The 16,907-nt window shown below is 72.4% G+C and carries 12 protein-coding genes and 12 pseudogenes; 13 read left to right on the forward strand and 11 right to left on the reverse strand.

Annotation, left to right across the window (positions count from 1 at the left end):
* Both FF86_RS13105 and FF86_RS66060 read right to left on the reverse strand, forming a co-directional pair.
* Positions 1-1,610: pseudogene (locus tag FF86_RS13105) on the reverse strand (ABC transporter permease); the annotation flags it as partial.
* A gap of 1 nt (position 1,611) precedes the next feature.
* Positions 1,612-1,762, reverse strand: a pseudogene (locus FF86_RS66060) (hypothetical protein); the annotation flags it as partial.
* Here FF86_RS66060 and FF86_RS62290 point away from each other — a divergent pair.
* Entirely contained in the window at positions 1,761-1,889 is a 129-nt protein-coding gene (locus FF86_RS62290) for a hypothetical protein (RefSeq protein WP_255354330.1), read from the forward strand. The pseudogene FF86_RS66060 and the gene FF86_RS62290 sit on opposite strands and share 2 nt — an antisense overlap.
* Before the next feature lie 246 nt (positions 1,890-2,135).
* Here the strand turns inward: FF86_RS62290 and FF86_RS13110 are convergent, their stop codons facing one another.
* The gene (locus FF86_RS13110; RefSeq protein ID WP_044884964.1) at positions 2,136-2,753 is read right to left on the reverse strand and encodes a TetR/AcrR family transcriptional regulator; all 618 of its coding nucleotides are present in this window, start codon (positions 2,751-2,753) and stop codon (positions 2,136-2,138) included.
* A 95-nt stretch (positions 2,754-2,848) separates the two neighbouring features.
* Here FF86_RS13110 and FF86_RS13115 point away from each other — a divergent pair.
* Both FF86_RS13115 and FF86_RS47540 read left to right on the forward strand, forming a co-directional pair.
* Positions 2,849-3,846 (forward strand): annotated as a pseudogene (locus FF86_RS13115) (RNA-guided endonuclease InsQ/TnpB family protein); the annotation flags it as partial.
* 1 nt (position 3,847) lies between these two features.
* Positions 3,848-4,063, forward strand: a pseudogene (locus FF86_RS47540) (zinc ribbon domain-containing protein); the annotation flags it as partial.
* Between the two features lie 119 nt (positions 4,064-4,182).
* Here the strand turns inward: FF86_RS47540 and FF86_RS47545 are convergent.
* Both FF86_RS47545 and FF86_RS47550 read right to left on the reverse strand, forming a co-directional pair.
* On the reverse strand, positions 4,183-5,279 hold a 1,097-nt coding region (locus FF86_RS47545; protein ID WP_242418685.1), incomplete at its 5' end, for an AMP-binding protein.
* 1 nt (position 5,280) lies between these two features.
* Positions 5,281-5,865: pseudogene (locus FF86_RS47550) on the reverse strand (AMP-binding protein); the annotation flags it as partial.
* Positions 5,866-5,996: 131 nt separating this feature from the next.
* Here FF86_RS47550 and FF86_RS13125 point away from each other — a divergent pair.
* From FF86_RS13125 to FF86_RS13135, 4 genes and pseudogenes are all read left to right on the forward strand, one after another.
* A complete protein-coding gene (locus FF86_RS13125; protein ID WP_055866424.1) occupies positions 5,997-7,007 on the forward strand; it encodes a hypothetical protein in 1,011 nt (336 codons plus the stop codon).
* Positions 7,004-7,261: 3-hydroxyacyl-CoA dehydrogenase NAD-binding domain-containing protein (locus FF86_RS62295; protein ID WP_255355778.1), on the forward strand; the 258-nt coding region annotated here is incomplete at its 3' end. The genes FF86_RS13125 and FF86_RS62295, both read left to right, overlap by 4 nt.
* A gap of 1 nt (position 7,262) precedes the next feature.
* Positions 7,263-7,849: pseudogene (locus FF86_RS13130) on the forward strand (3-hydroxyacyl-CoA dehydrogenase family protein); the annotation flags it as partial.
* Positions 7,850-8,044: 195 nt separating this feature from the next.
* Positions 8,045-8,836, forward strand: coding sequence for an SDR family NAD(P)-dependent oxidoreductase (locus FF86_RS13135; protein WP_044885028.1), 792 nt, complete (start codon positions 8,045-8,047; stop codon positions 8,834-8,836).
* Between the two features lie 37 nt (positions 8,837-8,873).
* Here the strand turns inward: FF86_RS13135 and FF86_RS66065 are convergent.
* The 3 genes and pseudogenes from FF86_RS66065 to FF86_RS13145 form a co-directional block, all read right to left on the reverse strand.
* On the reverse strand, positions 8,874-8,983 hold a 110-nt coding region (locus tag FF86_RS66065; protein WP_396229864.1), incomplete at its 5' end, for a hypothetical protein.
* Between the two features lies 1 nt (position 8,984).
* Positions 8,985-9,608 (reverse strand): annotated as a pseudogene (locus tag FF86_RS66070) (thiolase family protein); the annotation flags it as partial.
* A 437-nt stretch (positions 9,609-10,045) separates the two neighbouring features.
* A partial coding sequence (locus FF86_RS13145; protein ID WP_242418686.1) for a Zn-ribbon domain-containing OB-fold protein occupies positions 10,046-10,498 on the reverse strand: 453 nt, incomplete at its 5' end.
* Between the two features lie 118 nt (positions 10,499-10,616).
* On the opposite strand from FF86_RS13145, the pseudogene FF86_RS66075 reads away from it, so the two are divergent.
* From FF86_RS66075 to FF86_RS62300, 4 genes and pseudogenes are all read left to right on the forward strand, one after another.
* Positions 10,617-10,766 (forward strand): annotated as a pseudogene (locus tag FF86_RS66075) (DUF1028 domain-containing protein); the annotation flags it as partial.
* A gap of 183 nt (positions 10,767-10,949) precedes the next feature.
* Positions 10,950-12,080: pseudogene (locus FF86_RS13150) on the forward strand (PLP-dependent aminotransferase family protein); the annotation flags it as partial.
* Between the two features lie 124 nt (positions 12,081-12,204).
* On the forward strand, positions 12,205-13,085 hold an 881-nt coding region (locus FF86_RS13155), incomplete at its 3' end, for a D-alanine--D-alanine ligase (RefSeq protein WP_242418687.1).
* Between the two features lies 1 nt (position 13,086).
* Positions 13,087-13,173, forward strand: a pseudogene (locus FF86_RS62300) (hypothetical protein); the annotation flags it as partial.
* A 115-nt stretch (positions 13,174-13,288) separates the two neighbouring features.
* Here the strand turns inward: FF86_RS62300 and FF86_RS13160 are convergent.
* Positions 13,289-13,543: pseudogene (locus tag FF86_RS13160) on the reverse strand (nuclear transport factor 2 family protein); the annotation flags it as partial.
* A gap of 486 nt (positions 13,544-14,029) precedes the next feature.
* Between FF86_RS13160 and FF86_RS47560 the strand changes: the two are divergent.
* Together FF86_RS47560 and FF86_RS47565 are read left to right on the forward strand one after the other, a co-directional pair.
* A partial coding sequence (locus FF86_RS47560; RefSeq protein WP_242418688.1) for an ABC transporter substrate-binding protein occupies positions 14,030-14,650 on the forward strand: 621 nt, incomplete at its 3' end.
* A gap of 1 nt (position 14,651) precedes the next feature.
* A pseudogene (locus tag FF86_RS47565) lies at positions 14,652-15,112 on the forward strand (ABC transporter substrate-binding protein); the annotation flags it as partial.
* A 76-nt stretch (positions 15,113-15,188) separates the two neighbouring features.
* On the opposite strand, the gene FF86_RS13170 reads toward FF86_RS47565, so the two are convergent.
* Positions 15,189-16,373, reverse strand: coding sequence for a cytochrome P450 (locus tag FF86_RS13170; RefSeq protein WP_044884971.1), 1,185 nt, complete (start codon positions 16,371-16,373; stop codon positions 15,189-15,191).
* Positions 16,370-16,864: a nuclear transport factor 2 family protein gene (locus FF86_RS13175; RefSeq protein WP_044884972.1), complete on the reverse strand. Its 495-nt coding sequence runs from the start codon at positions 16,862-16,864 to the stop codon at positions 16,370-16,372. Before FF86_RS13175 ends, FF86_RS13170 begins: the two co-directional genes overlap by 4 nt.
* Positions 16,865-16,907: the final 43 nt, after the last annotated feature.

Genomic DNA, 16,907 nt, shown 5'->3' on the forward strand with positions numbered 1-16,907 from the left:
GGATGGCCAGCATCTGGCGCCCGGTCAGCGATCGGCGCAGGTTGGCGACGAGGTAGCCCAGCGCGACCACGACGACCAGGCAGAACACCAGGGTCAGCGGGTTGGGTTGGGTGCCGTCCCCGATCGTGACGCCGAGGATGTGGTGGGTGGCGGTGTCCTGGGAGCGGATGAGCGCCGGCGTCGTCACGGTCGCGCCGTCGAAACCACCGTTGATCCAGGAGTTGGCGAACACGACCTTGTCGACGGCGACGGCGAAGGCGAGGGTGGCGATCGCGAGGTGCACCCCGCGCACCCGCAGTGCGGGCAGCGCCACGAGCACGCCGGCGACGACCGCGACCGCAGCCCCGGCGAGGATCGGCAGCGGGAACGGCCAGCCGTGGTGCGTCGACAGGCTCGCGACGGTGTAGGCCGACAGGCCGGCGAAGCTGGTCTGGGCCAGCGAGATCTGCCCGATGAAACCAGTGAGGACCACGATGGACAGGCAGATGACGATGCCGGTCAGCGTGTTCGTCAGCCCGTCGCGCATCGCTGGCGACAGGAAGAACACCCCGGGGATCAGCGCGACGACGGCCAGCCCCGGCCCGCCGTAGCGCAGCGCCCACGGCCGCGCCGTCGGCGAGAACGGCAGCCGGCCCGGCCCCAGCACCCCGCGGGTCGGCAGCGACTGCCCGCGCAGGGCCAGCACCGCGACGATGACGACGAGCGGCACGAGCAGGTCGACCCCGGGCACGGGCAACCCGCCGGCCTTCGGAAACCAGCTTTCGTTCGCGCCGAGGAAGGTCACCAGCGAGACCTGCATACCGAGGCCGAAGGCGGCCAGCGTCGTCCACCCGAAGGAGGTGAAACCGCCGACCAGGGCGGCGGTGACGGCCGGGACGATCAGCGCCGGCATGGTGTTCGGGTCGACGGAGGAGTTCACCGAGGCGACGAAGATGCCGAGCAGCCCGGTGACGACGGTGGACAGCACCCAGGTCGCCGCGGCGAGCCGGTCGGCGGAGAAGCCGAGGACCGTGGCGCCCTTCTCGTTCTCGGCGGCGGCCCGCACGGCGAGGCCGAAGCGGCTGCGCTGGAACAGCGCCCACAGCGCCACGGCGAGCACGAGCACCAGGCAGACGACGAAGAGCTGCTCCTGGGTGATCTTGAACAGGCCGAGGTCGACCTGCGTCTTGTCGACGAACGGCAGCGGCCCGACGACCTGCGTCGTCGTGGAGAACCGCCGGACGACGACGGCCTGCAGGAACAGCAGCACGCCGACCGAGGCGACCACCTTGGCCAGGACGGGCGCGTGCCGCAGCGGCCGGAACACCGCGACGTGCAGCACCAGGCCGAACAGGGCGCAGAACACCAGGGCGAGCACGAGGGCCGGCCAGAAGCCCATCGCGGCGCCGAAGGACACCGAGGTGGGCCAATGCGGCACGGAGAACCCGTCGTCGCCCGCCAGGTGCACGAGGCCCTCGATGGGCGCGAGCGGGTTGGGCAGCGGGGGGAGGAACAGGTCGCCGTGGGCCCGCAGGTCGGCGTAGACGTAGGCGGCGTACATCGCCACGGCCGCCCCCGCCAGGTTGACCACCCCGGACCCGCGGTAGGTGACGACGACGCCGAGAGCGATCNCCGCGATCAGCGCCCCCAGGGCGAACCCGCCGCCGGAGAAGAAGTTGGCCCGGTAATCCCCCTTGGCGAGGATCACCGCGAGCAGGGCCACCACCACGAGGGCGGGAACGGCCGTGCGTAATCGTGCGGCGGGAGTTCGGGGTCGCGTCATGTCGTCCAAGCTCCTGTTCCCGGCGGGCTGGCAGGCCCCGGCCGCCGGTGCGGCGGCGCGCGGGCGGGCCGGCGGGCTCGGCCGGCCCCGCGTCCAGGCCCGCCGGCGCGTCGACGGCCATCCGTGACCGCCTGAACCGACCACCTCCCCGGGGCGCCGATCGCGTTCCCGGCGGGGCCGCCGACCGCTGCGGCCTGCGAGGTAGGAGCAAGGTATGCGGGCGGTAGATTTATGTCAACCCATGAGTAGAAATTAATCCGCGTCACACTGGCGAGTGGCCCCGGCGGGGCGGACCGGCCGGCGGGGGCGTGGCCCGGGGTGGCGGATCGGCCGGATCTCCCGGCCGGCCGGGCGGGTGCCGGCCCCGCCCGGCTCAGCGCAGGACGAGGGCGACGCAGGTGTCGGCGAACGCCTCCGGCGAGTCGCGCCGGGCGTCGAACCACTTGTAGGACCAGCTCGTCATGCCGATGATCGCGTTCGCGACGAGCCTGGGGTCGCCCGGCGGGATCGACCCGTCCGCCATCGCGGCCTCGACCGCGAGGATGAACTGGCGCAGGTAGAGGTGCTCCTTGTGGCCGACGTCGGCGAGGTCGGCGTGCTCCAGGCCGGCCCGCTGGTCGAAGAACACGGCGAACAGGGCGGGATCCCGGGTGACCAGCAGCGCCTGGTGGCGGATGAGCGCGGCGAGCCGTTCGCGCGGGTTGGCGAGGTGCGCGAGCGTCTCGACCTCGGTGAGCGCCACCGTGATGGCGCGCTCGAAGACCAGGCGGAGCAGGTCGCTCTTGCGCTTGACGTAGTAGTAGAGGCTGGCCTTGCGCAGGCCCATCGCGGCGGCCACGTCGTCGAGCGAGCCGGCCTCGTACCCGTGAGCCTGGAAGACGTCCGCCGCCACCCGCACGATGTTCTCCAGCCGATCGCGGTACTCCTGGCTGGGCTCGAGGTTGCGCGGGCGGCCACGCTTGCGCGGCGGGTCGGACTGAGTCGTGTTCATCGGGATTGCGGCGTGGAGACCCCGCCGTTCATGGCAGGGAGGAAACGCCGTCTCATCTTATTCATCGGTCGATATCCCTTCTGTAGAATGGAGACATGTCCCGCTACCGGCTTTGTCCGACCGCCGAACAGGCGGCTGTGATGGAAGACCATTGCGGGCAGGCGCGGTACGCGTGGAACCTCGCCGTGGAACAGCAGTCCTGGTGGAATCCGCGCCGCGGCCCGGCACCGAACTACCACGAGCAGTCCCGCCAGTTGACCGCGGCGCGCCGGGAGAATCCGTGACTTGCCGCAGGTTCGCAGACTTTGCAGCAGCAGGCGTTGCGCGATTTCGCCACGGCCATGGCAAACCTCTTCCGGGGTTCGCATCGCCGGCCGTCGTGGCGCAAGCGTGGCCGGTCGGCGGGTTTCCGGATCGTCGCGGTGAAACCCACCGATGTGCATGTTCTGAACCGTCGCTGGTCGGCGGTGCGTATCCCGAAGGTGGGGTGGGTGCGGTTCCGCCGGTCCCGTGCTGTTCCGGAGGCGCGTTCCTACCGCGTGACGCGGGACCGGGCGGGCCGCTGGCAGGTGGCGTTCGCGGCCGTGCCCGACCCGATCCCGGGCACTGGCACTGGCACTGGCACGATTGTCGGGGTGGATCGGGGAGTGACCGTGTCGGCCGCGCTGTCGACGGGCGCGTTGCTGCACTGTCCCGGGTTGCGGCCCGGGGAACAGGCTCGGCTGCTCCGCCTGCAACGCCGGCTCGCCCGAGCGAAATCCGGATCGAACCGGCGGACCCGCCTGAAAGCGCAGATCGGCCGAGTGAAGGCCCGAGAGGTCGACCGGCGCAAGGACCGGGTCGAGAAGACCAGCACCGCGTTTGCCCGCCGGTACGACCTGATCCGCGTCGAGGATCTGCCGATCGGAAATATGACCCGCTCGGCGCGGGGCACCCTCGCCGAACCGGGGCGGAACGTGCGGCAGAAAGCCGGGCTGAACCGGAGCATCCTCGCCCACGGCTGGGGACTGCTCGTCCGCCGGCTGGAACAGAAAGCCCCCGGCAGGGTCGAGAAGATCAACCCTGCCTACACGTCGCAGACCTGCAACACCTGNGGAACCCGAGACCGGCAGGCGCGCGAGAGCCAAGCCGCCTTCCGGTGCCGGGCCTGCGGGCAGCAGGCGAACGCCGACGTGAACGCGGCACGCAACATCGCCCTGGGACATCAGTGGGCAACCACGTGGGTGACTGCGCGGGGAGGCGACGCCGACAGGCGGCCCGTGAACCGCGAACCTCAACGCTGCACACCCCCTCTCCCGGCGGACGTGTAGAAGTTGGAATCCCCCGCGTTCACGCGAGGGAGGATGTCAAGCGTTCCTCCGCAGGGCTCCGCACGCCCCGAGGCGATATCGACCATCCGACCAGCAGGTAGATTGCCCGTCGGCGAGGTCTAGCTTACGGACCGAGCGCGTCCAGACCAGTAAGGGTTACGCAGCTCACGCTTGAGCACCTTCCCCGCGGCATTGCGCGGCAGCGCGTCGACGAGGTCGATCGACGTCGGGCACTTGTAGGCGGCCAGGCGGGCGCGGGCGAAGGACACGACGTCGGCGGTCGTCGGGGTCCGGCCCGCCTCGGCGACGACGACGGCCTTCACCGTCTCGCCCCAGCGCTCGCTCGGCACCCCGATGACCGCGACGTCGGCGATGTCGGGATGGGACATCAGGACGTTCTCGACCTCGGCCGGGTAGACGTTCTCCGCCCCGGTGATGATCATGTCCTTGACCCGGTCGTGGATGAACAGGTAGCCGTCCTCGTCGAGGTAGCCGACGTCCCCGGTGCGCAGCCAGCCGTCCTCGAGCAGCGCCGCGGTCTCGCGCGGATTGTTCCAGTACCCGGGGGTGTTCTGCGGCGAGTGGATCCAGATCTCGCCGACCTCCCCGGGCGCGGCTTCGGCCCCGGTGTGCGGCGGGACGATGCGCACCCGGGCCCCGGGCACCGCTCGTCCCGCCGAGCGTAACCGCCCGGCTGCACCCGCCGACCCGGGAGGGGCCGCCGTCCCAGCCGCCTCCGCCGTCCCGCCCGCGCCCACTGCCCCGGGCTCCGCCGTCCCGCCCACGCCCGTCCCGGCGGCATCGAGGGCCCGGCGATGATCCTCCGGCGTCAGCATGGTGACGGTGCCCGCGGTCTCACTCAGCCCGTAGACCTGCACGAAGTCGCAGCGGAACGTCTCGATCGCCCGGACCAGCACGTCCAGGGAGATCGGCGAGGCCCCGTAGGCGATCGTGCGCAACGACGACAGGTCCAGCTCGGCGATGCCCGGCACGCCGAGCATCGTGCGCAGCACGGCGGGCACCGCGAACAGGTTCGTCACCCCGTGCTCGGCCACCGCGCGCAGGATCGCGTCGGGATGGGCCTCGCGCAGCAGCACCGTGTGGCAGCCGGCGTGGAAGCCGCTGAGCGAGTAGCCGCTGCCGGAGATGTGGAACAGCGGCATGGCGACCAGATTCACGCTGCCGGGTCCGAGGTCGAGCGTCTCCCCGGCCATCCNCAGCAGTGACAGCAGGTTGTGCTCGGTCAGCATCACGCCCTTCGGCAGGCCGGTGGTGCCCGAGGTGTAGAGCTGGATCCGCACGTCGTCGGGCTTCGCGCGCAGCCCGGGATCGAGCGCGGGCGCGGCGGCGACCCACTCGTCGTAGTCCTGATGGCGGGCCTCATGGCGGGCCTCGTGGCCGACCTCGGGACGGACCTCGTGGCCGGTCGAGCCGCCGACCACGATGATCTTCTTGACGCCGGGCAGCTCCGCCTCGACCGTCTCGACGGTCGCCGCGAACGCCGCGCCGACGATGAGGACCGAGGCCTGCGCGTCGGCGATGATCGCGGCGATCTCGACCGGCGCCAGCCGCCAGCTCACCGCGACGTTCACCGCCCCCAGCTTCGCCCCGCCGAAGAGCAGCTCGTAGTACTGCGCGGCGTTGGCGTCGAGGTAGGCGACCCGGTCGCCGGCACCGATCCCCTCCCCGGCCAGCGCCTGGGCGACCTGGTTCGAGCGGGCGTCGAGCTGGGCGAAGGTGACGGTGCGGCCGTCGGCGGTGAGCGCGGGCTGGCCACCGCACTCGGCGCCATGGGTACGGATNAGGTCGGCGATGGAGCTGATCGGCATGTCATTCCTCGATCCTCGCGGCGACGACCCGCAGACCGTAGGAGCCTCGCCGTATTAATGTCAACCCGCGAGTCGAGTAAACACACGTCCCCAGGGGGTCCCTCGTGATCACTCTCCTCGGATCCGCGACCTGGCACAACGGCCACGTTGACGGCGCCATCCGGGACATCCGCCGCCCGTTACCCGAGGACGGCCTGCTGAGCGGGGCCGTCCTGCGGATGGGTGACCCCGACGCGGGCCCCGTCGTCGCGATGTCCATCGAGGGCCGGATCTTCCCTCGCAAGGCCCCCGTGCACCTGCACAAGAGCGACAGCTTCCGGATGGCGCTGGGCGAGCCGATCCGGGTGGGCGGCACCAGCTACGCCCACGGCGAGTTCCGCCTCCAGCGGGCCGACGCCTTCTACGGCCCGGAGTACTGGACCGACGAGGTCGGCACCAACCAGCTCCTGCTGATGGCCGACCGGCGCGGACTCAAGCCCTACCTGACCGACGCGCAGCTCCAGCGGCTCGCCGACACCGCCCTCGCCGACGACGTCAGCCTGGAGGGGGTGGCGATGCTCCCCCGCGACGCCGACGTCCCGCACGCCATCGCCAACAGCTTCGGCGCCGTCCTGCGCCCGAGCCACTTCGACGCCGGCTTCACCGACACGACCCGATGGTCGACGCTCAGCGACGGCAGCCGCCTGGCCGCCGTCGCGCTGGGCGACCGCGAGTCCGGCGTGCTCCTGCTGTGCTGGGACCGGCCGCCGGGCGCCGCCGCGCTGCCCGGCTTCCGCCTCGGCACCGACCTGGTCCGGCTCGTCGTCGAGGGATCCTGCCGGATCGGCGCGCCGGGCACCGCCGCCGGCTCGACGGGCAGATCGACGGACGGATCGGGTGACCGGACGGACGGCGCCGGCGAGGTCGAGCTCGGCCGGCTCGGCTTCCGGCTCCAGCAGGAGGGCACCTGGCACGGAACGTCGCGCTCCGGCCCGGCCGGGTCGAAGGAGCTGTGGATCGTCGCCGACCGACGGGCATGGCCGCCGCTCACCGCCACCGGACCGCCCGAGGGGCTGTTGGCGGAGGCGGGCGCCGAGGTGGCGGCGCTGACCTCCCGGCTGGCGACCGCCGCATGACCGCCGGCGACAACTCGGCCGGCGCCGCCGGGACCTCGGCGAGGCCGGAGACCTCGGGAACCGCAGAAGCCGCACGGACCACGGGAGCCGCAGAAGCCGTGACGGCCGTGGGGACCGTGGGGGTGATCGGCGCGGGGGTGATGGGCGCGGGGATCGCGCAGGCGGCGGCGGTGGCCGGCTGCGCGGTGGTCTGCGTCGACACGAGCGGCGCGGCCCGCGAGCGCGCCCGCCGCCAGCTCGTCGAGGGCCGCTTCNGGCTGCGGGCCGCGGTCGAGCGCGGGAAGCTGGCCGCCGCGGACGTCGACCGGGTGGCCGCGAGGATCGCCTGGGAGTCCGAGCTGTCGGCCGTCGCCGGCGCGGCGGTGGTCATCGAGGCCGTGCCGGAGGACCTCGCGTTGAAGGTCCGGGTGTTCCGCGAGCTCGACCGGGTCGCCGCCGCCGGCGCGGTCCTCGCCACCAACTCCAGCGGCTTCCCAGTCGGGGCGCTGGCCGCGGCGACCGACCGGCCCACCCGGGTCCTCGGTTGGCACTGGTCGTCACCCGCGCAGATCATGCGCTTCGCCGAGATCGTCGTGACCGAGCACACCGACCCGGACGCCGTCGAGACGGTGACCCGGCTCGCCCACGGGCTGGGCAAGAACCCGGTCGTCGTGCGCGACGCCCCGATGTCCTGGGGCTACGTCGCCAACCGGGTCTACTGGGCGGCGGTGGCCGAGGCGCGCCGGATCGTCGCCGAGGGGGTCAGCACCGAACGCGACGTCGACCAGTTGCTGGTCGACTGCTTCCGCTGGCCCGTCGGACCATTCACGATGATCCAGGGCGCCACGGCAGGCTGGACGTAGCCAGCTCGCGGACTCCCGATCCATTGTGGATCACGGTGTTCCGCGGAACCGCGCCATCCAGCCCAGCCCCAGCCGGGCGATCATGGAGATTCCGCGGCGCCGGGCAACCCCGTCGCAGCCTCCCCGACTCCCCCTGCCCGGACCAAGCACGACGACAGAACTGCATCAGGGACGAATAATCTTCAGGAGCGCATGATGCCCGGTCTCACCTTCGATCTGTCCGGCCGCGCCGCCGTGGTCACCGGCGCCAGCAGGGGCATCGGCGCGGCGTGCGCGCGTGCTCTCGACGCCGCGGGCGCGCGGGTGGCCGTCGTCGCCCGCGGCAGCGCGGGCCTGGCCGCCGTCGCCGACCAGCTCGTCAACAAGCCGGTCACGATCAGCGCGGACCTCACCGTCGAGGCCGACGTGCGGCGGGTGGCCGACCAGGCCCTCGAGGAGCTCGGCGACGTCGACATCCTGGTGAACAACGCCGGGCTCGGCTGGCACCAGCCGCCGGAGGCCATCACCGCGAAGCCGCTGGACCTGCAGCTCAACCTCAACCTGCGCAACGTCATCCTGCTGACCTCGTGGCTCGCGCCGTCGCTGCTGCGGACGCGGGGATGCGTGGTCACGATGTCGTCGGCGGCGGCCTACGGCGGGGACGTCGAACAGGCCGTCTACGCGGCGACGAAGGGCGGGCTGAACACCCTGACCCAGAATCTCGCCACCGCCTGGGGCGATCGGGGGGTGCGGGTCAACGCGGTCGCGCCCGGCTTCGTCGACACCGACATCTGGCAGCCGCTGGTCGCGGCCCTCGGCGAGGAGGGCTACCAGCGGTTTCGCCGGGCGACGGCGGCCGGCATCCCGCTGCGGCGCTGGGCGAGCGCCGACGAGATCGCGACCGTCGTGCTGTTCCTGTGCTCCGACGCGGCGTCCTACCTCACGGGCCAGACGCTCGTCGTCGACGGGGGCGGCGCCCCGCTCCCGAGCCGGCACCTCCCGGCCTGACCCGAGCCGCCGGGGCGGTGGCTCGGCGGGCGGCCGGTCAGCCGCTGACGAGGATCGTCGAGCGGTTCGTGCCGGCCATGCCACCGGTGATCACCGCGCTGCGGGCGGCGTCGACCTGGCGATCCCCCGCGTCGCCACGCAACTGCTNCACCGCCTCGATCACGGAGCCGAACCCCTGCGTGGCACGCCCCTCGCTCAGGTTGCCGCCGTGCGTGCACACCGGAACCCGGCCGTGCAGCCGCAGCCGCTGCTCATCGTCGGACCACGACTCGCGCAGCAGCGCCGGGCCCTCCCCCGGCCCGGTGTACAGGGCCTCCAGCCACAGCATCGCCAGGATCGTGAACCCGTCGTACGGGTAGGCGAGGTCGATGTCGGCGGGGGTCAGGTCGCTGCGGGCGAACAGGTTGGCGACGGCGCGGCGGGCGGCGAGCCCGTCCGCCTCGGGCCACAGCAGCCCGTCGTTGCGCTCCGGCAGGGCGCTGGCGAACGCCTCGACGAGCACGGGCGGGTGCGGCAGGTCGCGGGCCCGGCGCTCGGTGGTGACCACGACGGCGAGCGCGCCGTCGATCGGCGCGTCCATGTCGAGCAGGCACATCGGATCGTCGATCATCGGGGCGGCGAGGTAGTCCTCGACGGTCAGCGGGGCGCGGAAGACCGCCCGGGGGTTGCGGGCGGCGTTCGTCCGGTTGTTGACGGAGATCCGGGCGAAGTCCTCCCGGGTGCTGCCGTGGCGCGCCATGTGCTCCCGCATCACCCGCGCGGCCCACAGCATCGAACCGCCGTGTTCCACCAGCGCGTGGTCGAGGCCGGGGTCGAACTCGTGCGCCGGGGCCTGGCGCAGCGGGTCACCNCGGCCGACGACCGAGGTGTTCGCCCACCGATACTTGCCGTGGTAGCACAGCGCGTAGTCGCAGTTGCCCGTCAGCACCGCGTTCGCCGCTGTGGACAGCGCCGTGACCGACGGCGGCTGCGCCGTGTCCCACCAGCGGACGTCGGGTAATCCCAGCGCGTCGACGACGTACCCGGGCCACAGTGTCGGGGAGTCCGTGCCGTACACGCCGATGACCCCGTCGATCGCGTCCCGCGCGACCCCGCTGTCAAGGACCGCCGCCCGGGCGGCCCGGGCGATGAGACTGCCCGGCCCCACGCCGCTGTCACGCGCCAGCTCCGACCACCCGATCCCCACGATCGCGGCCCGCTCCCACCCGTTCACGCCCCCGCCTCCCCCGCGCCGCCGTCCGCAGCACCCTCGTCCGCAACACCGCCAACCGCACCGCCGTCCGGCCGGGCCGGGGCGGCGTCGACCGGCCCGAACTGCGGATACACGCCGCCGTCGTCCTCCCACCAGCCCAACGCCAGCGGCATCCCGAGCGCGACCCGCTCCGGCTCGATTCCGACGATGCGGGCCAACAGTCGGACGCCCGGCGCCTCGGCCAGTGCCACGACCCCGCTGACGACCGGTGGCGACCCGGGCGCGACGCGGGGCAGGGAGTACGACACCAGCCGTCCCGCCCCGCCGAGCGCGGTCCCCACCAGGGCATCCGACCAGCAGCCGGGGCAGAACGGCCGCGGCGGGAAGACCCAGGTGCCGCAGTCCTTGCAGCGGTCGACGCGCAGCTCCCGCCGCTGCCACCCCTGCCACAGCTCGACGGTGTCGTGATTNATCCGAGCCATCCTGACCCCCAGCCGCCCGGCAACTTTTTCTCGACTCGCGAGTCGAGCATATATCCAGGGCCTGGTCGCCGACCCCGCGGAGGGATAGCGAAGGGATCGAGTAGGGATGGCGGCGTCGACCGTCAGGGTCGTATGGGTGACGGTCTCGATCGTGGCGCGTGATCCCGAGACCGGTCGGCTGGGAGTCGCGACCGCGAGCCGGGTCCTTGCCGTGGGCGCGGGCGTCCCGCACCCGCGTCCGGGAGTGGGCGCCGTGGCGGTGCAGGCGGGGCGCCGCGGCGGTGGGGAATCTGGCGCACGCCCCGGCGTCGCCGGACACCGGGCGCTGACGGCGTCATCCGTTGCGGGGCAGGGTAGTGTCGCGGGGCGTGACTCTCGATCGGTGGCGGGATCGGTACGCGCAGCGCGCCCAGGGGATGATCGCGAGTGAGGTTCGGGNGCTGTTCGCGGTCGCCTCCCGGCCCGAGATCGTGTCGCTCGCCGGGGGCATGCCGGCGGTCGACGCGCTGCCGCTGGAGGCGGTCGCGGCGACCGTGTCGGAGCTGGTGCTGAGCCGCGGGGCGGTGGCGCTGCAGTACGGCTCGGCGCAGGGTGATCCGGGTCTGCGGGCACGGATCTGCGACGTCATGGCGATGGAGGGCATCACCGACGCCCATCCCGACAACGTGGTGGTGACGGCGGGCTCGCAGCAGGCGCTCGACCTGCTCACCCGCGTGTTCGTCGATCCCGGCGACGTCGTCGTCACCGAGGGGCCCACCTACGTCACGGCGATCAACACGTTCGCGGCCTACCAGGCACGGATCGTGCACGTGCCGATGGACGGCGACGGCCTGTCGCCGGGCGCACTCGCGCAGACGCTGGAGCGGCTGGCCGCCGAGGGCGCCCGGGTGAAGCTGCTCTACACGGTCCCGACCTTCCAGAATCCCGGCGGGATCACGCTGACGCCGCCGCGGCGGGCCGAGGTGCTGGAGATCTGCCGGCGCGCCGGGGTGCTGGTCGTCGAGGACAACCCGTACGGGCTGCTGTCGTTCACGGGTGAGCCGGTGCGGGCGATGCGCGCCGACGCCCCCGACGACGTCGTGTACCTGGGATCGTTCTCGAAGACGTTGGCGCCGGGACTGCGGGTCGGGTGGGCGCTGGCCCCGGCGCCGGTGGCGGCCCGGCTGGTGCTGGCCGCCGAGTCGGCGATCCTGTCCCAGTCGATGTTCACTCAGCTGGTGGTCGAACGGTATCTGGCGACCCAGCCGTGGGCGGAGCAGGTGAAGGTGTTCCGGGAGATGTACCGGGAGCGTCGCGACGCCATGCTCGACGCCCTGGCCGAGTCGATGCCCGCCGGCGCCACCTGGACCCGGCCGGACGGCGGGTTCTTCGTCTGGGTGACGCTGCCGGGCGGGGTGGACACCCGGGCGATGCTGCCGCGGGCGATCGCCGCCCGGGTCGCCTACGTTCCCGGGGCCGGGTTCTACGCCGACGGGTCGGGTGGCAGCAGCATGCGGTTGTCGTTCTGCTACCCACCACCCGAGCGCATCCGCGACGGGGTCGGCCGGCTGGGCCGGGTCGTGCGGGACGANCTGGCCCTTCGGGACACCTTTGCCCCTGACACCGTCGCCGACTGCCCATGACACCGTCGCCGACTGCCCATGACCCCGTCGCCGACCGGCCCTGATGTGCCCGACACCGCGAAGGACGCGATGATGACCGATCTGGGCCGTGTGCTGATCCTCGCCGGGGGGCTCTCGCCCGAGCGCGAGGTGTCGCTGCGATCGGGCGGGAGGCTGCGCGACGCGCTGACCCGCATCGGGGTCGAGGCCGACCTGGCCGACGTCGATGCCGCGACGCTGCCCGCGCTGGCCGCCGACCCGCCCGACGTGGTGTTCCCCGTGCTGCACGGGACGTCGGGTGAGGACGGCACGATCCGCGAGGTCCTGGACCTCTACGACCTGCCCTACGTGGGCGCCGCGCCGCCGGCCTGCCGGGTGGCGTTCGACAAGGCGACGGCGAAGGCGGCCGTCGGCGCCGCCGGGGTGGCGACGCCGGCGGCGGTGACGCTGCCCCGCGAGGCGTTCCACGACCTGGGCGCCGCCGCGTTGATCGAGCGGATCGTCGCCCGGCTGGGACTGCCGGTCGTGGTGAAGCCCCGCGCGGGCGGGTCGGCGTTCGGGGTCAGCCGGGTCGACGACGCGGGCGGACTCGCCGAGGCGCTGATGAGCTGCTTCGGCTACCACGACTCGGCCCTGATCGAACGGGCGGTCGCCGGCATCGAGATCACCGTCGGCGTCGTCGACACCGGCGACGGGCCGGTCGCGTTGCCGGCGGTCGAGATCGAGCCGGCCGCGGGGGTGTACGACTACGCCGCCCGCTACACGGCGGGCGCGACCGCGTTCTTCACCCCGGCCCGCCTCGACGACGCGGTGCTGCGCGCCGCCGCCGCGACCGCCGTCACCGCGCATCGCGTGCTGGGCCTGCGCGACCTGTCCCGCACCGACATGATCGTCGACGCGGCCGGCGTCGCGCAGTTCCTGGAGGTGAACGTGGCCCCCGGCATGACCGACACGAGCACCTGGCCGATGGGCCTNCACGCCGCCGGCCTCGACTTCGCCGTGCTCTGCCGCGACCTGGCGGCCCGAGCGCGCACGCGCCGCGACGCCGCTCACGCCGGCTGACCGCGACGGCTGACCGCGGCGGCCGATCGCGGCGCCGGCTCGACAGACACTCCGACCGACACTCCNGCGGAACGCGGTCAACCCACCCGGCCTTGGCCTGACAGCCGCGCCCGCATCAGGGCGAGCGGTGTGGCATCGGCTCGGCCAGTGCCGCCCGCCACGGGGGCGGGGCGAAGGGGTCGGCGAAGTACTGGGTCTCGTGGACGACGAGGCCGCCGGAGAATTCCATGATGCTCACCGGGTGGGACGGCACGCCGTCGTAGCTGATCACGCACTCGCTCACCCACAGATCCCCGCCGCCGCTGGTCCGAAGCACCGTGAAATGGCGGTCCGCCGGATGGCCACCGCGTTGCGTCGCGATGGTCGCGCGGCAGCCAGGCGGCTTCGCCGAAGAGAACCGGGCGTGTCGTGACGCGGGCGGGCCGTGGTTGCCGGCCGACCCGCGACGATGCCCTGGTGGGCACTCGCCCGGCGGCCCGCGGCCGGCCGGAAATCCCGCTCATGCCCCGCCGGCATATTGGTTTACCTGCTGTATACGTGCACCCTAAGCTGCCGAGATGACGGATACCCGTTCGATACCAATACCGCATTCCCGCCCGGCGGCCGCCGCCGGCGGCGATGCCGCATTCCCTGGCGGCCCCATTCCGGGCGCCCGTCCGCTCGACCGGACGCACGGCGAATTGACCCATGCCCTTTCCCCCGACGACCGTCCGACCCCGGAGTTTCCCCTCTTATGCGCCGCTGTTCCCGCCTAGCCCCCGCACTGGCCCTGCTCGCCGCCGCGACGCTGACCGGCTGTGCGTCCCATGAGGCGAAAGCGGCCGGGTGCGTCAGTCCCGGAGTCACGCCGAACGAGGTGAGAATCGGGCTGCTCTATCCCGACTCCGGTGTTCTCGCGCCTACCTTCAGTTCCTCCCGGGCCGGCATCGACGCCCGCATCGGCCTGGCCAACGAGCGCGGCGGCGTCCACGGCCGGAAGATCGTCTACGACTGGCAGGACGACCGCGGGACCGCCGACGCGAACAGCCAGGGTGCCCGCACCCTGGTGGAACGGCAGAACGTCTTCGGCGTCATCGAGTCCTCCTTCTCCGCCAGCGGCAGCGCCCAGTACCTCGCCGACCGTGGCGTCCCCGTGACCGGAATCGCGACCGAGAACATCTGGTCGCACTACCGGAACATGTTCTCGTTCTCCTATACCGACGGGAACGCGGTCGACACATTCGGCACCTTCGTGCACAACCGTGGGGGAAAACGCGTCCTGCTGGTTCAGGCCGCGTTGTCCGCGAGCGTCTCGGAGCTCACCTCGAAATACGACCAGAGCATCCGGGCCGCCGGGCTCGACCTGGCCGGCATCCTGAGCTACTCGTCGCAGGCCGACAATCCCGCGGAAACCGCGCGACGGATCGCCGAGTCGGGCGCCGACACGGTCATCTTCCTCATCCAGCCGCCCGACTACCTCCAGGTGCTGAGCGCCCTGNGCGGCGCCGGTCGGCTACCGGGGCTCGTCATGGCGGTCACCGGTTATGACCGGCAACTCCTGGAGACCGCGGGCGCGCAGATGGCCGGGCTCGTCATCCCCGTCTTCTACCGCCCGTTCGAACTCGGCGGCGCCGCCGTCGAAACCTACGAGAAGGCGGTGACCCGCTTCGCCCCCCAGATCCCGCAGGCGCAGCACGACTTCGCGTTGATGTCCTACGTCGACACCGACATGTTCATCCGTGGGCTGGAGACGGCCGGGCCCTGCCCCACCCGGCGGGCGTTCATCGACGGGCTGCGGTCGGTGACGGACTACGACGCGGACGGTCTGATCGCGCCGATCGACATCGCCCACGGGCTCGGCAGGACGACGAACTGCTACTCGTTCGTCCAGGTCAACCCTACGGGCACGGCCTTCGACGTGGTCGACCGAGACCGCTGCGGACGGGAGATCACCCCGTAGCGGTCCGCCGCCCGGCGCGGGCTCTCCCCGGTCACCCGACCGGGGAGAGCCCGCCCCCCCCCGGGGGGGGGCGCCGTCACCAGGTGGCGGGCAGGTGCGCGGGGCCCATGACGAAGTTCGACCGGGTCCACTCCATCTCGCCGTCGGGGTGGATGTCGGGGAAGGCCCGCAGCAACGTGGTGATCATCGCGATCGCCTCCGCCCGGGCCACGTGGGCGCCAAGGCAGAAGTGCTGGCCGAGGCCGCTGAAGGCGAGGTGGCGGTTGGGCGTGCGGGTGATGTCGAACCGCTCCGGGTCGGTGAACTCCCCCGGATCCCGGTTGCCGGCGCCGTAGTAGACGCACACCTTGTCCCCGGCGCTGATGCGCCGCCCGCCGATCTCGACGTCGCGCAGGGCGGTCCGGCGGTTGTACACCACCGGCGTGACCCAGCGCAGCATCTCCTCGACGGCGGCGGGCATCCGGCCGTCCAGGTCCGCCAGCAGAAGCTCGCGCTGGTCGGGATGGGTGAACAGGGCGTGTAGGCCGCCGCCGATCAGGTGCCGGGTGGTGTCGCCGGCGCCGACGATGAGCAGGGTCATGTTGGCCGAGAAGTTCTCCAGGCTCATCGGCGCCCCGTCCAGCTCGCAGGCCGCGAGCATCGAACAGACGTCGTCGCCGGGGTTCGCCCGGCGGTCCTCCCACACCTGGATCGAATACTGGATCAACGCCTCGGTCGCGCCCTGGCGCTCCTGCTCGGTGTAGGCGCCGCCGCCGAGGCCGATCTCGATGTACTCGTAGAGGCGCACCGCGTCGTCGCGGGGAATGCGCAGCACGTCGGCCGTCACGTAGGCCGCGATCTTCCCGGCCACGTCCACGGCGAGATCGCACCCGCCGGCCGGGCGGATCTCGGCGACGATCGCCTCGGCGGCGTCGACGAAGCGGGTCATCCGGCGGCGCACCGCCGAGGGCATGAACCCGGGGACGACCGCGCGGCGGATCACCGTGTGCAGCGGCGGGTCGAGGTTCACCATCGACTTGTCCTCGGTCTCCATGAAGTCCTCGATCATGGAGACCGGCCAGTGGGAGAAGTTCTCGTCGTCGCGGTTGACGGCGCGGATGTCCTCCCAGCGGGTGACGGCCCAGAAGCCCGGCCCGTTCGGCTCGTCGTTCCAGTGCACGGGATCATGCTCGCGCAGCCGGGCGTAGAGCCCGTACGGATGCCCGTGCTCGAAGCTCGCCAGGGAGTACAGGTCGATCGACTCGGTCTCCAGGATCGTCATGCGCTCGCTGCTCCCGCGGTCGAGACCGCCGGCGCCGCGGCGGGCAGAGTGATCTCCTCGAGGATGGTCGCCGAGAGGGTCGTGATCGCGAGGCGACCGTCGGCCTCGCGCATCGTCACGTGATAATCGCCGACACCGTGGGCGGTGCCGTCGGCCCGGCCCAGCCAGTACTGGAAGTAGCTGCGCACGTCGACGGAGCCGTCGGGCTCGACGTCGACGAGCAGGTTGGACACGAGGTGGCGGGCCCACTGCCGCTGGTCGAACAGCGAGGCGAGGATGTCCACCACGGTGTCGCGCCCGGCGAAGACCTGCTCGCTTCCCGGGCCGCCCTCGACGGTCCCGCCGGCCACCACGAGGGCGGCGTCCGGGGCGAGGACCTCCCGCAGGGCGCCCGCGTCGCCCTGGTCGATCGCCCGGCAGTAGCGGTACAGGACCCTGCCCGCGCGCCAGCCGATCTCGGCCGGCCCGCGGTCGTCCGGTAAGTCTGGCATGCAGCTTCTCCTTTTCGTCCCATCAGCGTTGTCGTCCGATCAC

The organism is Frankia sp. CpI1-P, assembly GCF_001421075.1.
GTDB classification, from domain to species: domain Bacteria; phylum Actinomycetota; class Actinomycetes; order Frankiales; family Frankiaceae; genus Frankia; species Frankia torreyi.